The following is a 20419-nucleotide window of genomic DNA, read 5'->3' as shown; positions in this document are numbered from 1 at the left end:
GGGCGTTGGAACGGGTATCCGAAAGCATGGCAGCCGTCGCCCGCCGAAGGGTCAGGGCCGGTCAGGAGCGCCGCCTTCACAAGCCGCGCAGGGTTCGACTCCCTCGGTTGCCGCTTCTTTTCCGCTGAGCCGCGGGTGCGCGGGCTGGTTCGACTGCGGCTGACTTGATCACCTGGTGCGGCCGGGAGCGGTGTAGCCGCCGGGGTTTCGGACGGTCCGCGGGTTCTGTGTCATGCATTGATCAGCCGGGCGAGTGGATGTGCGCCTGGGAGCGCGTTTCGGTCCGCAGGACCATGGAGTGCCCGGAGCGCGTTTGCGCCCCGTCCCCTGCCCGCCGGGCGATCCACAAAGCGGGTGAGCACGCCTCGGCCGTCGCACCCCGCCTCTCCACAGCCGTCGAGCACCGAGAAACTTAGCCCTTGCGCTAACTATCCCCACCTAGTAATACTTAGCCTCATGGCTCAGTATTCGACCACGCTCGACGGGGTCTTCGCCGCCCTCGCCGATCCGACTCGGCGGGCCGTCGTCCGGCGGCTCGGGCGGGGGCCGGCGAGTGTCGGGGATCTCGCCGGCGAGGCGCCGATGACGTTGCCCTCCTTCATGAAGCACGTGCGGATGCTCGAGTCGCACGGGTTGATCCGCACCGTGAAATCCGGGCGGGTGCGGACGTGCGAGCTCAATCGCGAGCGGTTCGCGCTCGTCGAGGACTGGCTCGCCGAGCAGCGGCGCGTCTGGGCCGGGCGCACCGACCGGCTCGAGCAGTTCGTCACCAGCCAGGAGGACCAGCCGTGAACCCCGACCTCGATCTTTCCCTCGACCGCGTCATCCGCGCACCCCGCAAGCGCGTCTGGGACGCCTGGACGGACCCGGCGAGCCTCGCGCAATGGTGGATTCCCGCGCCGCTGCGGTGTCGCGTCGACGAACTGGACGTGCGCGCTGGGGGTGCGTTCGTCACGCGGATGAGCGAGGACGGCGACGTCTTCGTCCCACATCTCGACGCGTGTTTCCTTGTCGTGGAGGACTACGAGCGGATCGTTTTCACGAACGCGCTCGACAGCGGCTGGCGGCCCGCGAAGCCGCAGCCGGTCGCGATGACGGCGGAGGTCGTTCTTCGCGATCATCCGGACGGCACGGATTATCGCGTCATCGTTCGGCACGGGGATCCGGCGGCCAGGGAACGGCACGCTGATCTCGGGTTCGCGGACGGATGGGGCACAGTCACGGCTCAGCTCGCGCAAGTAGCAGAAAGCGGGTCCTGATGCACGTAGCGATCACGGCGTTCGTCACGCTCGACGGCGTCAGCCAAGGGCCCGGATCGTCGACAGAGGACACGAGCGACGGGTTCGGCCGAGGCGGCTGGTTCGTCCCGCATCTCGACCAGACCTTCGTCCAGCGCGCCTCCGAATGGCTGGACCGCGCCGACGGCCTGTTGTTCGGCCGCCGCACTTACACCTCGTTCGCCCGGGACTGGCCTGCCGTCGACGATCCGGACGATCCGTTCGCCGAGCGGATGAATTCGCTGCCGAAGTACGTCGTGTCGAACACGATCGAGACCGGCGACTGGGCGCCGACCACTGTGCTGCGCGGCAATCCGGTGGCTGCAGTAGAAAAACTCAAAGAGCAGCCGGGCCGGGAGCTGCAGATTCACGGCAGCGCCCGGCTCGGCAACACTTTGCTGTCCGCGGGAGTCGTGGACAAGGTTCGGCTAGTAATCGCGCCGACAGTGCTGGGCGCGGGACGTCCGCAGTTCCCGCATCCGGTATCGGCGACCGGATTGCGGCTGGCCTGCCACGAAGCCACGCCCAGCGGGTTGGTGCTGCTGGAGTACGACGTCACCGGAGAAGCCGTTCTCGGCGACTACGACGGGGTCACGAATCTGGCCTCATGAAAGGTGTGCGGCGGAAACCATCGCGCGATAGACGTCGGTGTTGTCCAGTGTTCCGTCGAGCCGGTTCGAGCCGGGGCCGGTCGCGGTGACGGGGGTCGGCACGCCGCTGTGGTCGCCGGTCGTCCAATCGACGGTCAGCGAAAGTTTGGTGCCAGGAACGGGAAACGGGCCGTCCTCGTTGCCTTCGGGAGCACCGTCAGTGTCCTCAATGGCCAGTCCGCCGGTCTCGTGGTCGCCGCCGATGATCACCAGAGTGTCCGGGTGCGAACGGGTGAAGCGAAGCACCTCCGCCACGGCCGCGTCGAGTGCTCGGCCCGCGTCGAGGACGCCGTGCGCGTTGTTTTCGTGGGACATTCCGTCGATGCCTTCTTCCTCCAGGAACAGGAAGAACCCGCGCGGGTTGGTGGAAAGCGTGTCGAGCGCCTTCTTAGCCATCACCGGCAGCGCGACCTTCGGCTGGTACGCGCCCTTGCCGTCCGGGCCGTAGTCGACCATGTCCTCGTTCGCGAACAGTCCGAGCAGCCGCGGCGCGCGGGTCGCGGCGAGTTCGCTGGCATTCCGCACATAGGTGTAGCCGGAGCGCTTCGCCTGTTCGATGAGATTGCCGTGCGTGCTGCGGCTTTCCTCGCCCGGCTTGTCCGGCCACGCGCCCGGATCGCCCTTCGGCAGCCACCAGTCCTCGCCGCCGCCGAGGAGGACTTCCGGGCGGCTTTCGGTGATGTACTGCTTGGCGATGTCGCTCTGCAGGTCGCGGGAAGGCACGTGCGACGCGAACGCGGCCGGCGACGCACCGGTGACCTGGGCGGTCGTGACCAGCCCGGTCGACTTGCCGGCGCGTTTCGCCTGTTCGAGGACGGTCAGCAGCCGGCGGCCCTGTGCGTCCTGGCCGACCGCGCCGTTGCGGGTCTTGTGCCCGGTGGCCAGCGCGGTCGCCGCCGCGGCCGAGTCGGTGACGAGCTCTTCCGGGTCGGCGGGGTCGGTGTGCACCATGCCGGTGACCGGGAGCCGGTTCATCACCAGGTCGCCCGCCCGGCCGGTCGTCGCGAGCCGGACGAACTCCCGCTGCGCCGCGCCCATGCCGTCGCCCTGGATGTAAACGATGTTGCGCGCCTTCGGATGCCAGCCGCTGGAGTCCGCGGCGGGACTGTCCCCCGCCATCGCGACCGCGGGCACCGCTCCGGCCACCGCCAGCACGGCCGCGGTGAGCACCAACGTCTTGCGCATCCGGATCCTCCTTTAGTTAGGAAGCTTTCCTAACATGTTTCCGAGACCACCGCGAGGGGGTCACCTGAATGGACGTGTCCGCCGACGGTGAACAGCGCCCCGCCGGGACCCGGCGCTCATTACGGTGGGTTCTCATGGAGACCGTCACGACGCGCACCGTCGAGTACCAGGCCGACGGCCTCACCATGGTCGGACGCCTCGCGCTCCCCGCCGGCACCGGCCGCCGGCCCGCGGTCCTGATCGGGCCCGAAGGCACTGGCCTCAACGACTTTCAGCGCGCCCGAGCCGACGCGCTGGCCGAACTGGGTTACGTTGCCCTCGCCTTCGACATCCACGGCGGCCGCTGGTTCACCGATCCCGACGAGATGCTGGCCCGCTGCCTGCCGCTGCTCGACGACCCCGACCGGATGCGCGACATCGGCCACGCGGCGCTCGACGTGCTGCTCGCCGAACCTCGGACCGACCCGAGCCGGATCGCCGGGATCGGCTACGGCACCGGCGGCGCGATCGTGCTGGAACTCGGCCGCGCGGGCGTCGATCTGCGCGCGATCGGCACGGTCAACGGACTGGTCACCGGACGGCCGGGCGAGGCGGCGAACATCCGCTGCCCAGTGTGGGCGGGTGTCGGTTCGGAGGACCCGATCATGGCGCCCGCGCAACGGGACGCGTTCGCCGCCGAGATGCAGGCGGCGGGCGTCGATTGGCAGCTGACGGTCTACGGCGGCGCCCTGCACGCCTTCCACCACCCGCCGATCGGCCCGAAGCAGCGGCTCGTCCCCGGCGTCGGCTACCACGCGCGGCACGCCGAGCGGGCCTGGCGCGACGTCGTGACTCTGCTCGCCGAAAACCTGGGCTAGCGGGCGAGGAACGGTCCCGGATCAGCCAAGACGTGATGGATCGTCCGGCCTGCCGCACCCAGCGTCGCGGCGGAATCGCCGAGGGCGGACGGGTTCAGCACCGGCACCGATCCGCGCAGGCCGGTCAACCGTGCCCGCAATACGGCTTCCGCGGCGGGGGCCAGCCAGGGAAACAGCGGCCCGAACACCCCGCCGAGGACCACGCGGTCCACATCGACCAGGTTGACCGCTGACGCGAGCGCCAGCCCCAAAGCCTCCCCCGCCGCATTGACCGCTGAGAGTGCCGCGTCGTCGTCCGTGCGCAGCGCGGCGGCGAGAGCGTCCACTGTGGATACTCCGGCCGCGGTCAGCATCGCTTCCTGTCCGGCGTAGGTCTCCAGGCAGCCGACCGCGCCGCAGCGGCACGGCGGGCCGGACGGGGAAACCAGCACGTGTCCCAGCTCCCCGCCGGTGCCGCGGAACAGCCGAGAGTCCACCACCAAGCCCGCGCCGATGCCGATTTCGCCGGATACATAAAGGAAATCCGCCGTCCGGGCACCGAACCACAGCTCGCCCAGCGCACCGAGGTTGGCCTCGTTGTCCACTGAAACCGGGACCGGCAGCTCCAGCTCGACCGGAACGTTCCGCCACCCCAGGTTGGGCGCGCTCAGCACCAGGCCGTCCCGCACCGGGCCGGAGACCGCGAGCACCGCGCCAGCGACGGTCAAGCCCAGCTCGCGCGCCTCCGCCAGCTCCGAGGAAGCCAGTTCCCGCACCGCCTCCAGCACGGTTTCCGCTGGCACAGCACGGTTGTCGCGCTCGATTCGGACGGACCTGCGTACCGCGCCAGTCAGGTCCAAGACGCACGCGGCGAGGTAGTCCACATTGGCCTCAAGTCCCAGCGACGCGATCCGCCCGCCGCTCAGCGACACCTCGACGCCGGGGCGGCCGCGTTCCCCCGCGCGCACCGCGGCGGTCTCGGCCAGGAAGCCCGCGTCGAGCAGCGAGCCGACCAAAGTGGACACTGTCGACTTCGTCAGCCCGGTCAGCTCCGCCAGTGCGGCGCGGGTCAGCGGGCCGCCGCGGCTGATCTCGCCGAGCACCAGCTCGAGGTTCCGCGCACGCATCGCGTCATGCCGAACCGGCTCCATCGCAACCTCCGCTCTTGACGGCCGGGGCGGCCGCGGCGCAGTATTTAGTCTACATCGTGAACTAAATGAAGGGACGGGCATGGCCGACTACGCCCCCGCGCCGGAGGACAAGTTTTCATTCGGGTTGTGGACCGTCGGCTGGCCCGCGGCCGACCCGTTCGGCGTCGCCACCCGGCCGCCGCTCGACCCGGCCGAGAGCGTGCACCGGCTGGCCGAGCTGGGCGCGTACGGCGTCACCTTCCACGACGACGACCTCCTCGCCACCGAGCCGGACCGCGACGCGGCGATCGGCAAGTTCAAGAAGGCGCTGGCGGAAACCGGCCTGCGCGTGCCGATGGCGACGACGAACCTGTTCAGCCATCCGGTCTTCAAGGACGGCGGCCTGACCAGCAACGACCGCGACATCCGGCGGTACGCGCTCACCAAAGTCCGGCGCAATCTCGACCTCGCCGCGGAACTCGGCGCGCAGACGTACGTTCTGTGGGGCGGCCGCGAGGGAGCGGAATCGGATGCGGCGAAAGACGTCCGCGCCGCGCTCGCTCGGTACAAGGAAGGTCTCGACGTCCTCGCCGACTACGCGGTCGCGCAGGGTTATGACATGCGCTTCGCCCTGGAGCCGAAGCCGAACGAACCGCGCGGCGACATCCTCCTGCCGACCATCGGCCATGCGCTCGGCTTCATCTCGCAACTGGACCGGCCCGAGCTGTTCGGGCTTAATCCGGAGGTCGGCCACGAGCAGATGGCCGGGCTGAACTTCGTGCACGGCATCGCGCAGGCGCTGTGGCAGGGCAAGCTGTTCCACATCGACCTCAACGGCCAGCACGGCCCGAAGTACGACCAGGACCTGATCTTCGGCCACGGCGACCTCACCAGCGCGTTCTTCCTCGTCGACCTCCTGGAACACGGCGGCTACGACGGTCCGCGGCACTTCGACTACAAACCGCTGCGCACCGAGGATCCCGAAGACGTCTGGGTTTCCGCGGCGGCGAACATGCGCACGTACCTGATCCTGCGCGAGAAAGCCCGCGCGTTCCGAGCCGATCCGGAAGTCGCCGAAGCTCTTGCCGCGTCGCGGGTGCCGGAGCTGGCCACGCCGACGCTCTCGCCCGGCGAGACCCTCGACGACCTGGCCGCCGACGAATTCGACGTCGAGGCCGCCGGTCGACGCGGCTACCACTTCACCCGGCTCAACCAGCTCGCACTGGAGCACCTGCTCGGCGTGCGATAAATCAGGCGACGCGGATGGCGGCGGTGTTTTACCGTTGCGGGCAACACGTTGACGGAGACGAGTAGCGCGGGGCACGGCGAGGGACAGAGAGCTGCCGCCGGTGAGAAGGCAGCGTCGCGGCCCAGCGCGAAGACACTCCTGAGTGCGGGGAGGAAATGCCCCGCCGGCCCGGCCGCCGTCATCCGGTCAGAACGAGGCCGCCGTCTGGCGGCGAAGGTGCGGTGGCACCGCGAGTGTCCCTTCTCGCCCGCACCCCCAAGGGGTCGCCGAGTGCGCTCAGGAGAAGGAATGAGTACCCGCACCCCGGTGGCCTGCCTGCGTGACCGCGTGGGCTCCACCGCAACGATCGCCGGTTGGGTCCACCGCCGGCGAGTGCTGAAATCCGTGGCATTTCTCGTCGTCCGCGACCGGTCCGGGACCGCGCAGGCGGTTTTCGCCGAGCCGCCCGAGATTGCCGAAGAGACCGTCGTGCGGCTCACTGGCGAGGTGGTCGCCAATCCGCAAGCGCCGCAAGGGGTTGAGCTGCGCGAGCCCACGGTGGAGGTGTTGTCCGCACCGGAGAAACGGCCGCCGTTTGACCTTTACCGGCCCGACGTGACCGCTGGTTTGCCGGTAGTGCTGGATAATGCAGCGGTCGCGTTACGGCATCCGTTGCTGCGCAGGCGGTTTGAAGTGGCTGCAGCTAGCGTCGCGGCGTTCAGGCGAGTGCTGGACGACCAAGGGTTCACTGAGATCCACACGCCGAAGATCGTTGCTACCGCCACGGAATCCGGCGCGAATGTGTTCCAGCTGGACTACTTCGGACGCCCGGCTTATCTCGCCCAGTCGCCCCAGTTCTTCAAACAGGCCATGGTCGGCGTGTTCGAGCGCGTGTACGAGGTCGGGCCGGTTTTCCGGGCCGAACCCCACGACACCGCAAGGCATCTGGCCCAGTACACGAGTCTCGACGCGGAACTGGGCTTCATCACCGACCATCGTGACGTGATGGCAGTGCTGCGCGACGTCATAGCGGGAATGGCCGCCGCAGCTGGCCCGGACGCACCGGTGGTACCGGAAGAGATCCCGTCGATCGATTTCACTGCGGCACAAGAACTCCTGGCCCGGCATACCAGCGAGGACCCGCGTGGAGAACCCGACCTCGCGCCCGCGCACGAACGATGGCTGTGCGAATGGGCTGAGCGAGAACACGGGTCGGAATTCTTGTTCGTAACCGGCTACCCGATGGCGAAACGGCCGTTCTACACCCACCCGGACCCAGCGAACCCGGTTAAGTCGAACAGTTTCGACCTGCTCTTCCGCGGTCTGGAACTGGTCACCGGCGGCCAGCGGCTCCACCGGTACGCGGACTACCTGGCCGTCCTCGGCGAGTCTGCCGAGCAGTACTCCGACTACCTCGACGCCTTCGCGTACGGAATGCCGCCGCACGGCGGGTTCGCGATCGGCCTGGAACGGTGGGTCGCGCGAGTGCTGGGCGTGGCCAACGTGCGCGGGGCGACGCTTTTCCCCCGCGACCTGCACCGTCTGCGGCCTTGATCGTCCGTGAGGGGAACCCTGAGGGAATCAGATTCCCTCAGGGTTCCCCTCACGGACAGTTCACTTGGCAGCGAAAGTGAGCGAGCCCAGCGCGGTCACCAGCGGAGCCAGCTCCGGCAGTTCCTCCGCCTCGCCGAGCGCGGCGGAAAGGGCCGCGTCGTGCGTCGGGCGGGCGGCGGCCAGCAGCTTCTGGCCGGACGGCGTGACCTCGGTGTAGATCCCGCGCCGGTCGTCCTGGCAGAGGTACCGCGACAGCAGGCCGCGCTCCTCCAGCCGCGTGACGAGGCGGGTCGTCGCGGACTGGCTCAGCACCACCGCATTGGCCAGCTGGCTCATCCGCAGGTGGAACCCGTCCTGGCGGCCGAGCACGTCGAGCACCGTGTACTCGCTCACCGACAGCTCGTGCTCGCTCTCCAGCGCCCGGTTCAGCCGGTCTTCGATCCGCGCGTGCAGCGCCGCCAGCGTCCGCCAGCCTTGCGCGCGCGCCTCGACGGCGTCGTCCGACACCGACATGGTGCACCTCCTCCAGACGGCCCCGGTTGCGGGCGGCCGCGGCCCCGAGCATCCTCGGCGCGCCCAGCTCAATGTGACTGCAAGTATTGCGCGCGCCGGTAATACCCAGATGCCACTGTACCCGCGAAACTCCAGGAGGGTCGCCGCAGAACCTCGACCGCACCGCCCGCGAGGTCAATCCGCTGTCCGGAGCATGGCGGAGCAGGCATCGCGCGCCGCGCGTAGACGGCGGCACGCCCCCGTGCGGGGTCCCCCGAACCGCGCCACTGCTTTTGCCCTCGCCGTCCGGCGAGTAAGTTGTCCCCGCTACCCGGGGGAAAGGTGATCGGCGAATGACCGGCGCTGGCGATTCGGACGCGGCCACCACCGCGAGACGGTTCGCGCTGGGCCGATACGGGCCCGCGCCGCTGGTCCTGGACGGCCGGTACGAGGTCGGCGAGCGGATCGGCGAGGGCGCGACGGCCTGCGTCCACCAGGCGGAAGACCGCGAAACCGGTGCCGCGGTCGCGGTGAAGCTGTTCCACGCCGGAGCGGTCGAGCTGGGCCGCAACCGCCGGGACCAGGAGATCGCGGCGTTGCGTGCGGTGCGGCACCCGGGGCTGGTCGGATTCGTCGACGCCGGGGTCGACGAGGGGCACGCGTACCTCGTCATGGACTGCGTGCACGGGCCCAACCTGTCCGAATGGCTGCGGTCCGGACCACTGCCCGCCGACCAGGTCGTGGAGCTGGGCGCACAGCTGGCCGAAGCGCTCGCCCACGTGCACGCGCACGAAGTGACCCACCGGGATCTCAAGCCGGCCAACATCCTCATGTCCGACGACGGCCCGCGGATCGCCGACTTCGGCGTCGCGCGCATCGTGGACGCGACCCGCGTGACCGACACCGGCGCGGTCGTCGGAACGGCGGCCTACCTGTCGCCGGAGCAGGTGCTGGGCGAGCACCCCGGCCCGGCTTCGGACGTGTACGCACTGGGGCTCGTGCTCCTGGAATGCCTCACCGGTGTCCGCGAATACCCGGGCACGGCGGCGGAAACCGCGGTGGTGCGGCTGCATCGGTCGCCGCGAGTGCCGCCGGGCACGCCGGAACCGCTGGCGCGGACTCTGCGCGCGATGACCATGCGCGACCCGGAAGAAAGACCCTCCGCGACCGCCGTGGCGCGTGCCTTGCGCGGCACGGAAACGTTGCGGCTTCCGATCAAGACGCGACTGGCGGTCTTCTGTCGCCGCCACCGGGTCTCGCGGCGGCGCGCGGTGCTCGCGGCGGGCCTGCCGGTGGTGCTGGTCGCGGCGGGGACGCTGCTGCTGGCGACCCCGCTTCGCCCGGGCACCGGGTCCCCGCCCGGCCCCGAACCGGCTCAGGTTCCGGTTTCTCCGCCCTCTTCCGCTCCGTCCGATTCACCGGACTCGTCTCCCCGGCATTCGTCGTCCGCGCCGCCGGTCCGCTCGACGAACGCGGCGACGCCCGCGCAGACCTCGGCTGTTCCGCCCGGCACGACGGCCCAGACCGCACCGGCGTCGGAAAGCCAGGCCGGCCCGACGAGCCAGCCGCGCCGGACCCCGCCGAAAACCCCGCCAGGACAGACGAAACCGCCCCGGAACACGGTCACCGGCCCGCCGAGCGACAAGACTCCACATTAGACAGACGGGCCACCCGGTCGGCTGACGCCGCGCAATTCGGTGGCGAAGTCGTCCCCGGCGCGCGATCCTGGTGGCGAACCGGGGAGGTGGAGGCGATGACCGCGCACTCGCGTCGATTCGGGCGGCAGTGCCGAGAACACTTCGAGCACCCGGAAGCCGCTCGCGCCGCCGAGCCGAAACACGACGTCGAGACTGCTCCGGCCAAAGCCGAGAAGGCCGAACCGGAGCCGGAAGTCAAGCCCGGGAAGTGAACTTCCCGTTGCCGGGCAAGGAAATTCTGGCTTACTCCGCGCGCGGCGCGGCCTCGATCGCCAGCACCGCGATGTCGTCGTGGCCGGAATTCCCGAGCCATTCCCGCACCGCCTCGCGCAACCGGCGCACGACTTCCCGCGCCGGTTGCCCGACGCAGTCCTCCAGCACCGTGTAGAGCCGTTCGTCGCCGAACAGTTCGGTGGATTCCGTGCGGTTGCGGGCTTCGGTGACGCCGTCGGTGTAAAGCAGGCAGACGTCGCCCTCGTTCAGGTGCGTCGTCGCCTCCGCGAAGCGGGCCTGCGGCGACACGCCGACCAAGGTGCCGGGCACGCTGATCTCCTCGACCCCTCCCCCGCGCCGCAGCACGAGCGGGGCGGGATGGCCGCCGGAGGCGAGCGTGACGTCGAGGCCGGATTCCGCGGCCTCGACCGAACCGAGCACGAGCGTCGCGAACCGGTTGCTGCCGCCGGAGATCAGGAGTTCGTTGAGCAGCCGCAGCATCGTGCGGCCGTCGCGTTCGACGAGGTGCAGCGCGGCCAGCGAATGCCGCACCCGGCCGGTCAGCGCGGCCGCCTCGGCTCCCTTGCCGCAGATGTCCCCGACGACCACGAACGCGCTGCCGTCGTCGCGGGAGAGAACGTCGTAGAAATCGCCGCCCACGCCGAGCACTCCGCCGGCGGGTTCGTACCACAGCTCGAAATTCGCGCCGTCGACCTGCGCGGGCGGCGTCGGCAGCAACGTCGATTCAAGCCCGCGGGTGGCTTCCTCCTGGCTGGCATAGCGCTGCGCGTTGGCCAGCGCCGTGCCGGCCGCGTCCGCGAACGCCTCGACCGCCTGGCCCTGCGCCACGCCGAACGCGGGCTCGCCGCGCCTGCCGAGCAGCACCGCGCCCGCCATGCCGGAGCCGAACGAGACCACCGAAACCTCGAGATGGCCTTCGAACGGCTCGGCGACCGCTGCGGGCAACGCCGCGACCTCGGTCGCGGGCACCGCGCGGATCTCGGGCCGGGCGACATCGGCGACCGCGTCGGACACCACCGGCGCGAGCTGCGGGGGCACCCGCCGGATCCGGCCGTGCCCCGCCGCGCCGTGCTCGGTGCAGCTCCACCACTCCCAGCGGCCGCGGGTCGTCGGCAGCAGCACGAAGGCGCAATCGCCCAAAGCGGACGCCGCCAGCTCCGCGATCACCCGGGCCGTGCCGTGCCGTCCGCGCGCGAGCGCCAGTTTCGGACCGGCCTCGGCGAGGAACTCTTCCGGACGGCGGCGGCCGTCGTCGACCACGGTCCAGGCGCGCCAGCCGCCGGGGAGCACCCGGACCTTGGCCGGCCGGTGGCCGACCTTGCCGGTGGTCTCGGTCACGCTGACGAGCTCCGCCGGGCCGAGCCGCTCGGCGGCCGCGTTCGCCCAGCGCAGCGCGCCTTCGGGATCCTGCAGGAACACCGGCTCCCGCACGTCGTCGAGCACCGAGCGCCAGAATCCGGCGTGCCCGGGCAGCTCGGCGCCGGGTGGCAGGGCCGACGCCGGAGCGGGCCGTGACACCATGCACGAACCTCCTGCCTCCGGGTCGACCTGACGGTCCTGGTCCTTCCAGGTTGGCACAGTGTGCGCGGGCGGACTGGGTCGAAGTGTAGGGCGAACCATGGCACGCTGGGTCAACGACCATGGCTGGCACACGCGTGGTGGGAAGGTCGGCAAAGATGACAGAGTCCCTCCAGACTTCCGGGAACCCCCGGAACTCCGGGGCCCAGGAACCGGAACTCGTCCCGGCAAGCGAGGTCGCGGCGCTGGAGCGGCTGCTCGGCGCTGTCCACGACCTCGGGGACGGCAACTTCCGGCGGCGGTTCGTGGCGCACGGCGACGGGATCACCGCCCGGCTGGCTTCGGCGTTCAACGACATCGCCGAGCGCAACCAGCGGCTCGTGACGGAACTCATGCGGGTGCGCGACGAGGTGGGGCAGGAAGGCAAGCTCACCGAGCGCGTGCGCACCGAGATCGGCCCCGGCGGCTGGGCCACCGCGGTCGACACGGTCAACGGGCTGATCGAGGACGTCAGCCGTCCGGTCGTGGAGCTGGACCGGGTGCTCGGCGCGGTCGCCGAGGGCGATCTGTCGCAGCCGATGGCGCTGCAGCTGGACGGGCGTCCGCTGCGCGGGCAGTACGCCGAGCTGGCGAAGACCGTGAACGGCCTCAACGCGCAGCTGTCGCGGTTCGCCGCCGAGGTGATCCGGCTGTCCCGCGAGATCGCCGGCGAAGGCCGGCTCGGCGGCCAGGCCGAGGTCCCCGGCGTGGCCGGCACGTGGCGCGATCTCACCGACTCGGTCAACTTCCTCGCCGACAACCTCACCGAGCAGGTCCGGAACATCGCCTCGGTCACCACCGCGGTGGCCCGCGGCGACCTGACGCAGAAGATCAACGTCGACGCCCGGGGCGAGATCCTCGAGCTGAAGAACACCATCAACACGATGGTCGACCAGCTCTCGTCGTTCGCCGACGAGGTCACCCGGGTGTCGCGAGAGGTCGGTTCCGAAGGACGCCTCGGCGGCCAGGCGCGGGTGCCGGGCGTCGCGGGCACCTGGCGCGACCTCACCGACTCGGTGAACCTGATGGCGGACAACCTGACCGACCAGGTCCGCAACATCTCGCAGGTCGCCACGGCGGTCGCGGCGGGCGATCTGACGAAGAAGATCGACGTCGACGCGCGCGGCGAGATCCTGCAGCTGAAGACGACGCTGAACACGATGGTCGACCAGCTCTCGTCCTTCGCCGACGAAGTCACCCGAGTCGCCCGCGAGGTCGGCAGCGACGGCCGCCTCGGCGGTCAGGCGGAGGTCCCCGGCGCGGCTGGCACGTGGCGCGGCCTGACCGACTCGGTCAACCAGATGGCCGACAACCTCACCGACCAGGTCCGCAACATCTCGCACGTGACCACCGCGGTCGCGAAGGGCGACCTGACGCAGAAGATCACCGTGGACGCGCGCGGCGAGATCCTCGAGCTCAAGACCACGATGAACACGATGGTCGACCAGCTCTCGTCCTTCGCCGACGAGGTCACCCGAGTCGCCCGCGAAGTGGGTACGGAAGGGCAGCTGGGCGGCCAGGCCACCGTGCCCGGGGTCGCCGGCATCTGGCGCGACCTGACCGGCTCGGTGAACTTCATGGCCAACAACCTCACCGCGCAGGTCCGCAACATCGCGCAGGTCGCGACGGCGGTGGCGCGAGGCGACCTGACGAAGAAGATCGCGGTCGACGCGCGCGGCGAAATCCTCGAGCTGAAGACGACGCTGAACACGATGGTCGACCAGCTCTCGTCCTTCGCCGACGAGGTCACCCGAGTGTCGCGAGAGGTTGGCACGGAAGGAAAACTCGGCGGTCAGGCGACTGTGCCGGGCGTGGCGGGGACCTGGAAGGACCTCACCGACAACGTCAACTTCATGGCCAACAACCTCACCGACCAGGTGCGGAACATTTCCCAGGTCACCTCCGCCGTGGCGCGCGGCGACCTGACGCAGAAGATCACCGTCGACGCGCGCGGCGAAATTCTTGAGCTCAAGAACATCCTGAACACGATGGTCGACCAGCTGTCCGCCTTCGCGGACGAGGTCACCCGGGTCGCCCGCGAAGTGGGTACGGAAGGCCGCCTGGGCGGCCAGGCGCGCGTCCCCGGCGTCGCGGGGATCTGGAAAGACCTCACCGACAACGTGAACGTCATGGCCGACAACCTCACCGTCCAGGTGCGGAGCATCGCCACCATGGCGAGCGCGGTGGCGAACGGCGATCTGTCGAAGAAGATCTCCATCGACGCGGCGGGCGAGGTCGCGGCGCTGGCCGGGACGCTGAACGACATGGTCGAGACGCTGCGCGCGTTCGCCGACGAGGTGACGCGTGTCGCCCGCGAAGTCGGTACGGAAGGCATCCTCGGCGGTCAGGCGCGGGTGCCCGGCGTGGCCGGGACCTGGAAGGACCTGACCGAGAACGTCAACTTCATGGCGCACAACCTGACCAGCCAGGTCCGGAACATCTCGCAGGTCACGACGGCGGTCGCGCGAGGCGACCTGTCCCGCAAGATCGACGTCGACGCCCGGGGCGAGATCCTGGAGCTCAAGACCACGATGAACACGATGGTCGACCAGCTGTCCGCGTTCGCCGCGGAGGTCACGCGTGTCGCCCGCGAGGTCGGCACCGAAGGCAAGCTGGGCGGCCAGGCCGAGGTCGAGGGCGTGTCCGGCACCTGGAAGCGGCTGACCGAGAGCGTGAACCAGCTGGCGGGCAACCTGACCACGCAGGTCCGCGCGATCGGCCAGGTCGCGACGGCGGTGACCGCGGGCGATCTGACCCGGCACATCACCGTGGACGCGTCCGGCGAGCTGGCGGACCTCAAGGACAACATCAACCAGATGATCGCGAACCTCAAGGAGACCACCTCCGCGAACCGCGAACAGGACTGGCTGAAGACGAACCTGGCGCGGCTGTCCGGCCGGATGCAGGGCCACCGCGACCTCGCGTCGGTGGCGACGCTGATCCTGTCCGAGCTGGCCCCGCTGGTGAGCGCGCAGCAGGGCGCGTTCTTCATCGCGCACGACGACGAGGACGCGGGCGACCCGGACAAGCTGCTCGACTGCATCGCCGCCTACGGCCTCGCCCAGGCCCGCACCGGGCTGCGGTTCCGGCTCGGCGAATCGCTGATCGGCCAGGCCGCGGTGGACCGGCGGACGATACTGGTCAACGGCGCTCCCCCGGAGTACGCGCTGGTGTCGTCCGGGCTCGGCTCGGCCCCGCCGGTGAACGTGATCGTGCTGCCGGTGCTGTTCCAGGGCGAGGTGCTCGGCGTGCTGGAACTGGCGTCGGTCAACGAGTTCTCCGCGGTGCACCTGGACCTGCTGGAGCAGCTGCGGCACACGATCGGCGTCAACGTGAACACGATCCTGTCGAACTCGCGCACCGAGGCGCTGCTGACCGAATCGCAGCGGCTGGCCCAGGAACTGCGCGCGCGGTCCGAGCAGTTGCAGGCCCAGCAGGGCGAACTGCGCCGGTCGAACACCGAACTGGCCGAGAAGGCGGCGCTGCTGGCCCAGCAGAACCGCGACATCGAGGTCAAGAACATCGAGATCGAACAGGCCCGCCAAGAACTCGAGGAGCGGGCCGGGCAGCTGACGGTCGCGTCGCAGTACAAGAACGAGTTCATGGCGAACATGTCGCACGAGCTGCGAACGCCGCTCAACAGTGCGCTGATCCTGGCGAAGCTGCTGTCGGAGAATCCGGAGGGCAACCTCACGGAGAAGCAGATCCAGTTCGCGAAGACGATCTGGGCGGCGGGCAGCGATCTGCAGCAGCTGATCAACGACATCCTGGACCTGGCGAAGGTCGAGGCCGGAAAGCTGGACCTGCAGATGTCCGACGTGACGCTGCCGGAGCTGGTGAACTACGTCGAATCGCTCTGCCGCCCGCTGACGGCGGACAAGGGCCTGGAATTCGCGGTCCTGATCGATCCCCCGGTGCCCGGCAGCGTGCACACCGACGAACACCGCCTCCAGCAGGTGCTCCGGAACCTGTTGTCGAACGCCGCGAAGTTCACCGACGAGGGCGGCGTGCGCCTGCACATCCGGATGGCGGACCCCGAGGAGGTCGAGCAGGAATCCCTGCGCTCGGCGGCCGGGATCATCGCGTTCGGCGTCGAGGACACCGGCATCGGCATCCCCGAGGAGAAGCTGGAAGTCATCTTCGACGCCTTCCGCCAGGCGGATGGAACGACCAGCCGGAAATACGGCGGCACCGGCCTAGGCCTGTCGATCAGCCAGCAGCTCACGGAACTGCTGAGCGGCGAACTGCGCGTCAGCAGCGTCCCCGGCCGAGGCAGCACCTTCACGCTGTACCTGCCGGTGGGCGCCGCGAACCTGATCGCCCCCACGACCCCGGTGCGACCCACCCCCAAGCTGCCGGTCCTGCCGAGCACCATCACCGTGGCAGAGCCGAACAGCGCCCCGAAACGGTTCAACGGCGAAAAGGTCCTCATCGTCGACGACGACCTGCGCAACGTCTTCGCCCTCGCAGCGGTCCTGGAACAGGCGGGATTGGAAGTCATCTACGCCGACACCGGGGTGGCCGGAATCCGGGCCCTGGAACGCCACGAGGACACCGCACTGGTGCTGATGGACGTGATGATGCCGGAACTGGACGGCAACGCGACCATCGCCGCAATCCGAGCCGAAGCGGCCCACGAAGACCTGCCCGTGATCGCCGTCACAGCGAAAGCGACGGAGGAAGACCGCGAACGAACCCTGGCCTCGGGAGCGGACGACTACATCACGAAGCCGGTGGACACTGACCTGCTGCTGGACGTGATCGCCGCCCGCCTGGAGGCGGATGCGGCGTCTTCGTCCTCTGATGTGGAACCGTTGGAGCGGGTGACGGGAATCGAACCCGCGTAGCTAGTTTGGAAGACTAGGGCTCTACCATTGAGCTACACCCGCAGCGCCCTCGGTGACCCGGGAGCGAAGCCAGCTTAGCGTGCCCGCTAGGGTGGGTCGTACACCCCCCGGGTACCGGGGTTTCCGGAGGCTTCGGGGGTGCCGGGATGTGGCGCAGCTTGGTAGCGCATCCGCTTTGGGAGCGGAGGGTCGCAGGTTCAAATCCTGTCATCCCGACCCTGCTTTTGGAGGGGCTGGACCTGCGGGTTCAGCCCCTTTTTCGTGCCGCCGGACGCGGCGCGGGAGCTGGTGCGACGCCCAGCGACACTCCTATTTGGGGATTTTCACCTGCACACCCGAGCTCTGAAGCCCGCTCCGCCGGCCTGGCAGGCGTTGATCGACGAGTGGGCTATGTCACTCGAGGCGGAGAGCAAGAGCCACGCACCATCCACGGTTACTGCGACACCGTGCGCTTCTTCCACAACTGGCTCGCCGACCCCGTCGCGCCGCCGGACGACCCCGAAGCGTGGCTGGCTTCCGTTACGCCCGAACCGGCAGACTACGAACCAAACCACGTCAAACGGTGGATCGCCTATCGCCTCGCCGCCACCAGCCCCGGCAACGCGAACAACAACTGCCGAGCCTTGAGCGCGCGGTTCAACTGGCTCCTGGCCGAAGAGGAGATCGAGCACCACCCGAGGGCCCGCATGAACCCGCCGCACATTCCGGACCAGCCGATACCCATCATCGCGGTGCAATTCATCAAGCAGGTGCGCCGGGACTGCCAAAGCCGCGACTTCCACAGCCGCCGCGACGAAGCCATCATCCAGTTGATCTGGGACACCGGTGGCTGCCTCTCCGAAATCGCCAACATCGACTTGTCCCGTCGTGTCGTCAACGTCCTCGGCAAAGGCAGCAAATGGCGTGCGCACCCCCTTCAGCGCAGCCGTCGGCCGCTGCCTCCGCGTCAGAGCGCGTCAGCCCTACGCCGACACCACCACCAGACTGTGGCTCAGCGACCGCCCCCGCAGCACTCCGCTCTTGCCGAACGGCATCAAGATCATGCTCCGCCGACTTCCGGGCCGAGCCTCCGACGGGAGAGCCCTCTCGCCGGGCAGATCCGCGGAAACAAGCGTGCGCCAGCCGCGAATCCATTCTAGCGGGCCGACACAAGCGCGAATAATATTCGCAGGTGAGACATGCGAAATCGTCACGACTCCCCGCAATCGGTTCTCCAGGCAGTTTCTCTTCCGGTTTCGACTGACCGTTCCGCGCGCGACGGAGGGATTCGAAACAGCCAGCGAACGGCGGCGACGTTCACTCGTCTATCGTGCGCCAACCGTTCTTGCGTCAATCCTGGCAGTTGTGGGAATGTCAGGATCGCAGAGCTTGACCGGGAGAACCAGCTGCATGCAGGGGGATTCATTCGCCGCACCGCTGCGAATATGCGGTGTCAGCGTCACTGCGAGGTGCGGATCGGAGCGCCAGCCGGTGCTTCGCGTCTGCTCGTATGTGTTCGGTTCCTTGAGCAACGAGGAGAACAGCTGTGGTCAGAACAATTATCAGCGAAGAGCCACCCGGACGGTGCTCGCCGCCGCGACGCTTGCGGCACCGCGTGCGCACGGCACCGCGTCCGCACAGGAATCACGCGGCTCACACCAGCAAGACTTTGCTAGACATCGGTTTCCCTTGGGACGGCCGGAAGCCGACCACCGGCGGTTGCGCTCGCTCCTGAGCCTGCCCGCCGTGCGGCCGGAATGGGCCAGGGGCACCACAAGAACTACCTGCAGACGCGAGATCAGTTAGGCCCGCCCCGGGTCGCGACGTTGATCTGATCATTCGCCCGGGAGAAAAGCCGGACACCTGCCCGGAAAAATGGTGTCCGACCGGTCAGGGAGAATTGCGCCATGACTGAAGACGTCACGTTCGAATTCAGCTCGGCCTGGTGCAGGCTGACGCTGGGCTCCGGTCCTCAACGGCAAACCTTCCACGCAACGGGGCTCAACGACGCCTTCGGAGACCTCGCGCAGGCCGTCGCGAACCTCGCACGCCCGAGACCGGTAGTGGAGTTGCAGTCCGTGCTGTGGGGCGATGAACCAGGCGGAGTCTTCCTGGACTTCGCCTCGCCAGTAGCGGACCACCTAGCGCTGGTGGTGCACGCGGTGGCGATCCGCACCTGGATCACCGCGCCGGACTGGACACCCGAACGAGGCGAAGTGCTGCTACGACAGGTCGCGCCGCGCCACGAACTCGCCAGCGCCTTCCTGCGCGGCTACGAGACCGTCAGCTCGGCAATGAAACCGGGAGGCGTCATCCCGGGCTGGCCGCACCCATTCCCAGACACAGCTGTCACCGAACTCCGCCGCGCGCTCGGCTGACATCCCGCAGAAACCGCAATGCTTCGTTCACGTTGCCAGGAAGGATTCGGGAACTATCATGAGATCGCCGGGCTTTGCCGACATTTTCAGACGCCTCGGAATACTGGCCATCATCACGACAGGGGCGCTGCTCGCAGCGAACACCATCGCGACTGCGGCCGCACCGATCAAGGGATATCAGGACTGCTTCAAACCTGGCACTGCCGAGGACTACTTGGTCACATCGGTGCGCAACACGGACACCTTCCGCACCGTCAACCTGCGCTGTGGCCGCCATGACGTCAGTGATCAAGCCGGCTTCGGTGTCCGGCACATCGACGACCGCCGCCCGCCATTCACCACGACGACAGTCCGGTGCATCGAACATGTGCTGAGGAACGCCAAGTACGAAGGCCCTGCCAGCGGGCAGAACAACGTCTCGTACACCATTTCGTCGCCGAACATCGACGCCGTCGTGATCGTCAACGTCGAGACCGACAACGTGGTGACCGCCTACACGTCGCAACCCGGCTCGTCAGCGAGCAACAACTGGGAGGGTTGCTTGGGCATCCCGGCCGCTGCGCAGCACACACCCAATTTCGCGAAGAGCGGCGTCACGCCGTACTCGGGAGATAGCTGCTGGTTGGGGCCGTTGGGTTTCCGCTCGGTCTGCGAGAACGTGCACGGGGAGAAGCTTCACGTCGACACTCTCGATGCGAGCGAGGGCCTTCCGCCTTGGGCGGACTCCAGTTGCGCGGCACCAGTGCTGTACGCCAACGGCCGGATGTTTCGATTGGGACTCTACACCTGCAGCAAACTGGGCACATTGAAGCAGCACTTCCTCATGAACAACGACTTTCCGAACAACCTGCAGCTATGTCTCGGCTGGACCGACGTCGATCACCAAGCCTGCCTCACCGTCCACGACTGACGCGGGGCCGTATATCCGGGAACCACAGGCCCGCGAACAACCGCTTGAATAATGGAACTGCCGTCCGCGCGGGTGCGCGTCGATCGCCGACGAAACCGCCGCCTCCGACTCGAGAAGTCGCATCGGGGGGCGGCGGCCGCTACCGTGTAACACACTCTCCCGAAACCGCGACTCCTGCCGTGATCGTGAACTGCGGAGGGCAGCGGCATGGGGTACAGGTTCAATCCGCCACCGAACCGGCTGGCCGTTCCCGCCGACTGGACGCCACCGCCCGGCTGGCAGCCGCCAGCCGACTGGCCCGCGCCGCCGAAATTCTGGCAGTTGTGGACACTCGAGGCCCAACCGAATTCCCCACGGGCACCAGCCCAAGCGGACCCCGCTCCCGCATCGGGCAAGCCCGGGTTGTTCGGCTCCCGGAAAAAGGTTCGGGAACTCGAAGCCGCGTTCGCCGCGGAGACGGTCAAT

The 20419-nt window shown here is 68.8% G+C and carries 16 protein-coding genes and 2 tRNA genes; 13 read left to right on the top strand and 5 right to left on the bottom strand.

Annotation, left to right across the window (positions count from 1 at the left end):
* The first annotated feature begins 456 nt into the window (after positions 1-456).
* From AB5I40_RS40885 to AB5I40_RS40875, 3 genes are read left to right on the top strand one after another with little or no spacing between them, the layout of a single operon-like run.
* The gene (locus AB5I40_RS40885; protein ID WP_370935557.1) at positions 457-792 is read left to right on the top strand and encodes an ArsR/SmtB family transcription factor; all 336 of its coding nucleotides are present in this window, start codon (positions 457-459) and stop codon (positions 790-792) included.
* Positions 789-1259: an SRPBCC domain-containing protein gene (locus AB5I40_RS40880; protein ID WP_370935556.1), complete on the top strand. Its 471-nt coding sequence runs from the start codon at positions 789-791 to the stop codon at positions 1257-1259. The genes AB5I40_RS40885 and AB5I40_RS40880 overlap by 4 nt, the downstream gene beginning before the upstream one ends.
* Positions 1259-1888, top strand: a complete 630-nt coding sequence (locus tag AB5I40_RS40875) for a dihydrofolate reductase family protein (protein ID WP_370935555.1) — start codon at positions 1259-1261, stop codon at positions 1886-1888. Before AB5I40_RS40880 ends, AB5I40_RS40875 begins: the two co-directional genes overlap by 1 nt.
* Here the strand turns inward: AB5I40_RS40875 and AB5I40_RS40870 are convergent.
* Positions 1883-3112 (bottom strand): alkaline phosphatase, encoded by a 1230-nt coding sequence (locus AB5I40_RS40870; protein WP_370935554.1) that lies wholly within the window; start codon positions 3110-3112, stop codon positions 1883-1885. The two genes, AB5I40_RS40875 and AB5I40_RS40870, sit on opposite strands and share 6 nt — an antisense overlap.
* A 134-nt stretch (positions 3113-3246) precedes the next feature.
* Between AB5I40_RS40870 and AB5I40_RS40865 the strand changes: the two genes are divergently transcribed.
* On the top strand, positions 3247-3969 hold the full coding sequence (locus tag AB5I40_RS40865) for a dienelactone hydrolase family protein (protein WP_370935553.1): 723 nt from the start codon (positions 3247-3249) through the stop codon (positions 3967-3969).
* On the opposite strand, the gene AB5I40_RS40860 is transcribed toward AB5I40_RS40865, so the two are convergent.
* Positions 3966-5099, bottom strand: a complete 1134-nt coding sequence (locus AB5I40_RS40860; RefSeq protein WP_370935552.1) for an ROK family protein — start codon at positions 5097-5099, stop codon at positions 3966-3968. The genes AB5I40_RS40865 and AB5I40_RS40860 overlap by 4 nt on opposite strands.
* 79 nt (positions 5100-5178) lie before the next feature.
* On the opposite strand from AB5I40_RS40860, the gene xylA reads away from it, so the two are divergent.
* Complete coding sequence (xylA, locus tag AB5I40_RS40855) at positions 5179-6327, top strand: xylose isomerase (RefSeq protein WP_370935551.1); 1149 nt, start codon at positions 5179-5181, stop codon at positions 6325-6327.
* A gap of 288 nt (positions 6328-6615) precedes the next feature.
* A complete protein-coding gene (gene aspS / locus AB5I40_RS40850) occupies positions 6616-7860 on the top strand; it encodes an aspartate--tRNA(Asn) ligase (RefSeq protein WP_370935550.1) in 1245 nt (414 codons plus the stop codon).
* A gap of 60 nt (positions 7861-7920) precedes the next feature.
* Here aspS and AB5I40_RS40845 read toward each other — a convergent pair whose 3' ends face one another.
* Positions 7921-8373, bottom strand: coding sequence for a MarR family transcriptional regulator (locus AB5I40_RS40845; protein ID WP_344283554.1), 453 nt, complete (start codon positions 8371-8373; stop codon positions 7921-7923).
* 332 nt (positions 8374-8705) lie between these two features.
* Between AB5I40_RS40845 and AB5I40_RS40840 the strand changes: the two genes are divergently transcribed.
* The gene (locus AB5I40_RS40840; RefSeq protein WP_370935549.1) at positions 8706-10010 is read left to right on the top strand and encodes a serine/threonine-protein kinase; all 1305 of its coding nucleotides are present in this window, start codon (positions 8706-8708) and stop codon (positions 10008-10010) included.
* 95 nt (positions 10011-10105) lie between these two features.
* Positions 10106-10261, top strand: coding sequence for a hypothetical protein (locus AB5I40_RS40835; protein ID WP_370935548.1), 156 nt, complete (start codon positions 10106-10108; stop codon positions 10259-10261).
* 31 nt (positions 10262-10292) lie between these two features.
* Here AB5I40_RS40835 and AB5I40_RS40830 read toward each other — a convergent pair whose 3' ends face one another.
* Positions 10293-11804 (bottom strand): SpoIIE family protein phosphatase, encoded by a 1512-nt coding sequence (locus tag AB5I40_RS40830; protein ID WP_370935547.1) that lies wholly within the window; start codon positions 11802-11804, stop codon positions 10293-10295.
* Between the two features lie 155 nt (positions 11805-11959).
* Between AB5I40_RS40830 and AB5I40_RS40825 the strand changes: the two genes are divergently transcribed.
* On the top strand, positions 11960-16687 hold the full coding sequence (locus AB5I40_RS40825) for a HAMP domain-containing protein (protein ID WP_370935546.1): 4728 nt from the start codon (positions 11960-11962) through the stop codon (positions 16685-16687).
* Here AB5I40_RS40825 and AB5I40_RS40820 read toward each other — a convergent pair.
* Positions 16656-16729, bottom strand: a tRNA-Gly gene (locus tag AB5I40_RS40820). The two genes, AB5I40_RS40825 and AB5I40_RS40820, sit on opposite strands and share 32 nt — an antisense overlap.
* A 100-nt stretch (positions 16730-16829) precedes the next feature.
* Between AB5I40_RS40820 and AB5I40_RS40815 the strand changes: the two genes are divergently transcribed.
* The 4 genes from AB5I40_RS40815 to AB5I40_RS40800 all read left to right on the top strand — a co-directional run bounded on the left by AB5I40_RS40815 (position 16830) and on the right by AB5I40_RS40800 (position 19954).
* Positions 16830-16903, top strand: a tRNA-Pro gene (locus AB5I40_RS40815).
* Positions 16904-17133: 230 nt separating this feature from the next.
* Positions 17134-17826, top strand: coding sequence for a hypothetical protein (locus AB5I40_RS40810; protein ID WP_370935545.1), 693 nt, complete (start codon positions 17134-17136; stop codon positions 17824-17826).
* A 747-nt stretch (positions 17827-18573) separates the two neighbouring features.
* Entirely contained in the window at positions 18574-19044 is a 471-nt protein-coding gene (locus tag AB5I40_RS40805; RefSeq protein WP_370935544.1) for a hypothetical protein, read from the top strand.
* Between the two features lie 58 nt (positions 19045-19102).
* Positions 19103-19954, top strand: a complete 852-nt coding sequence (locus tag AB5I40_RS40800) for a hypothetical protein (protein ID WP_370935543.1) — start codon at positions 19103-19105, stop codon at positions 19952-19954.
* The last annotated feature ends 465 nt before the right edge of the window (positions 19955-20419 follow it).

It is taken from the genome of Amycolatopsis sp. cg13 (genome assembly GCF_041346965.1).
Lineage (GTDB): Bacteria > Actinomycetota > Actinomycetes > Mycobacteriales > Pseudonocardiaceae > Amycolatopsis.
The sequence above is the reverse complement of the archived record's forward strand: the minus strand, read 5'-3'. Positions and strand labels throughout refer to the sequence as shown.

What these genes read in the sequence shown, in the direction of transcription:
- AB5I40_RS40885 (WP_370935557.1), top strand. Translation starts at nt 457, where the DNA reads ATGGCTCAGTATTCGACCACGCTCGACGGGGTCTTCGCCGCCCTCGCC.
- AB5I40_RS40875 (WP_370935555.1), top strand. Translation starts at nt 1,259, where the DNA reads ATGCACGTAGCGATCACGGCGTTCGTCACGCTCGACGGCGTCAGCCAA.
- AB5I40_RS40870 (WP_370935554.1), bottom strand. Translation starts at nt 3,112, where the DNA reads ATGCGCAAGACGTTGGTGCTCACCGCGGCCGTGCTGGCGGTGGCCGGA.
- AB5I40_RS40865 (WP_370935553.1), top strand. Translation starts at nt 3,247, where the DNA reads ATGGAGACCGTCACGACGCGCACCGTCGAGTACCAGGCCGACGGCCTC.
- AB5I40_RS40860 (WP_370935552.1), bottom strand. Translation starts at nt 5,099, where the DNA reads ATGGAGCCGGTTCGGCATGACGCGATGCGTGCGCGGAACCTCGAGCTG.
- xylA (WP_370935551.1), top strand. Translation starts at nt 5,179, where the DNA reads ATGGCCGACTACGCCCCCGCGCCGGAGGACAAGTTTTCATTCGGGTTG.
- aspS (WP_370935550.1), top strand. Translation starts at nt 6,616, where the DNA reads ATGAGTACCCGCACCCCGGTGGCCTGCCTGCGTGACCGCGTGGGCTCC.
- AB5I40_RS40845 (WP_344283554.1), bottom strand. Translation starts at nt 8,373, where the DNA reads ATGTCGGTGTCGGACGACGCCGTCGAGGCGCGCGCGCAAGGCTGGCGG.
- AB5I40_RS40840 (WP_370935549.1), top strand. Translation starts at nt 8,706, where the DNA reads ATGACCGGCGCTGGCGATTCGGACGCGGCCACCACCGCGAGACGGTTC.
- AB5I40_RS40835 (WP_370935548.1), top strand. Translation starts at nt 10,106, where the DNA reads ATGACCGCGCACTCGCGTCGATTCGGGCGGCAGTGCCGAGAACACTTC.
- AB5I40_RS40830 (WP_370935547.1), bottom strand. Translation starts at nt 11,804, where the DNA reads ATGGTGTCACGGCCCGCTCCGGCGTCGGCCCTGCCACCCGGCGCCGAG.
- AB5I40_RS40825 (WP_370935546.1), top strand. Translation starts at nt 11,960, where the DNA reads ATGACAGAGTCCCTCCAGACTTCCGGGAACCCCCGGAACTCCGGGGCC.
- AB5I40_RS40805 (WP_370935544.1), top strand. Translation starts at nt 18,574, where the DNA reads ATGACTGAAGACGTCACGTTCGAATTCAGCTCGGCCTGGTGCAGGCTG.
- AB5I40_RS40800 (WP_370935543.1), top strand. Translation starts at nt 19,103, where the DNA reads ATGAGATCGCCGGGCTTTGCCGACATTTTCAGACGCCTCGGAATACTG.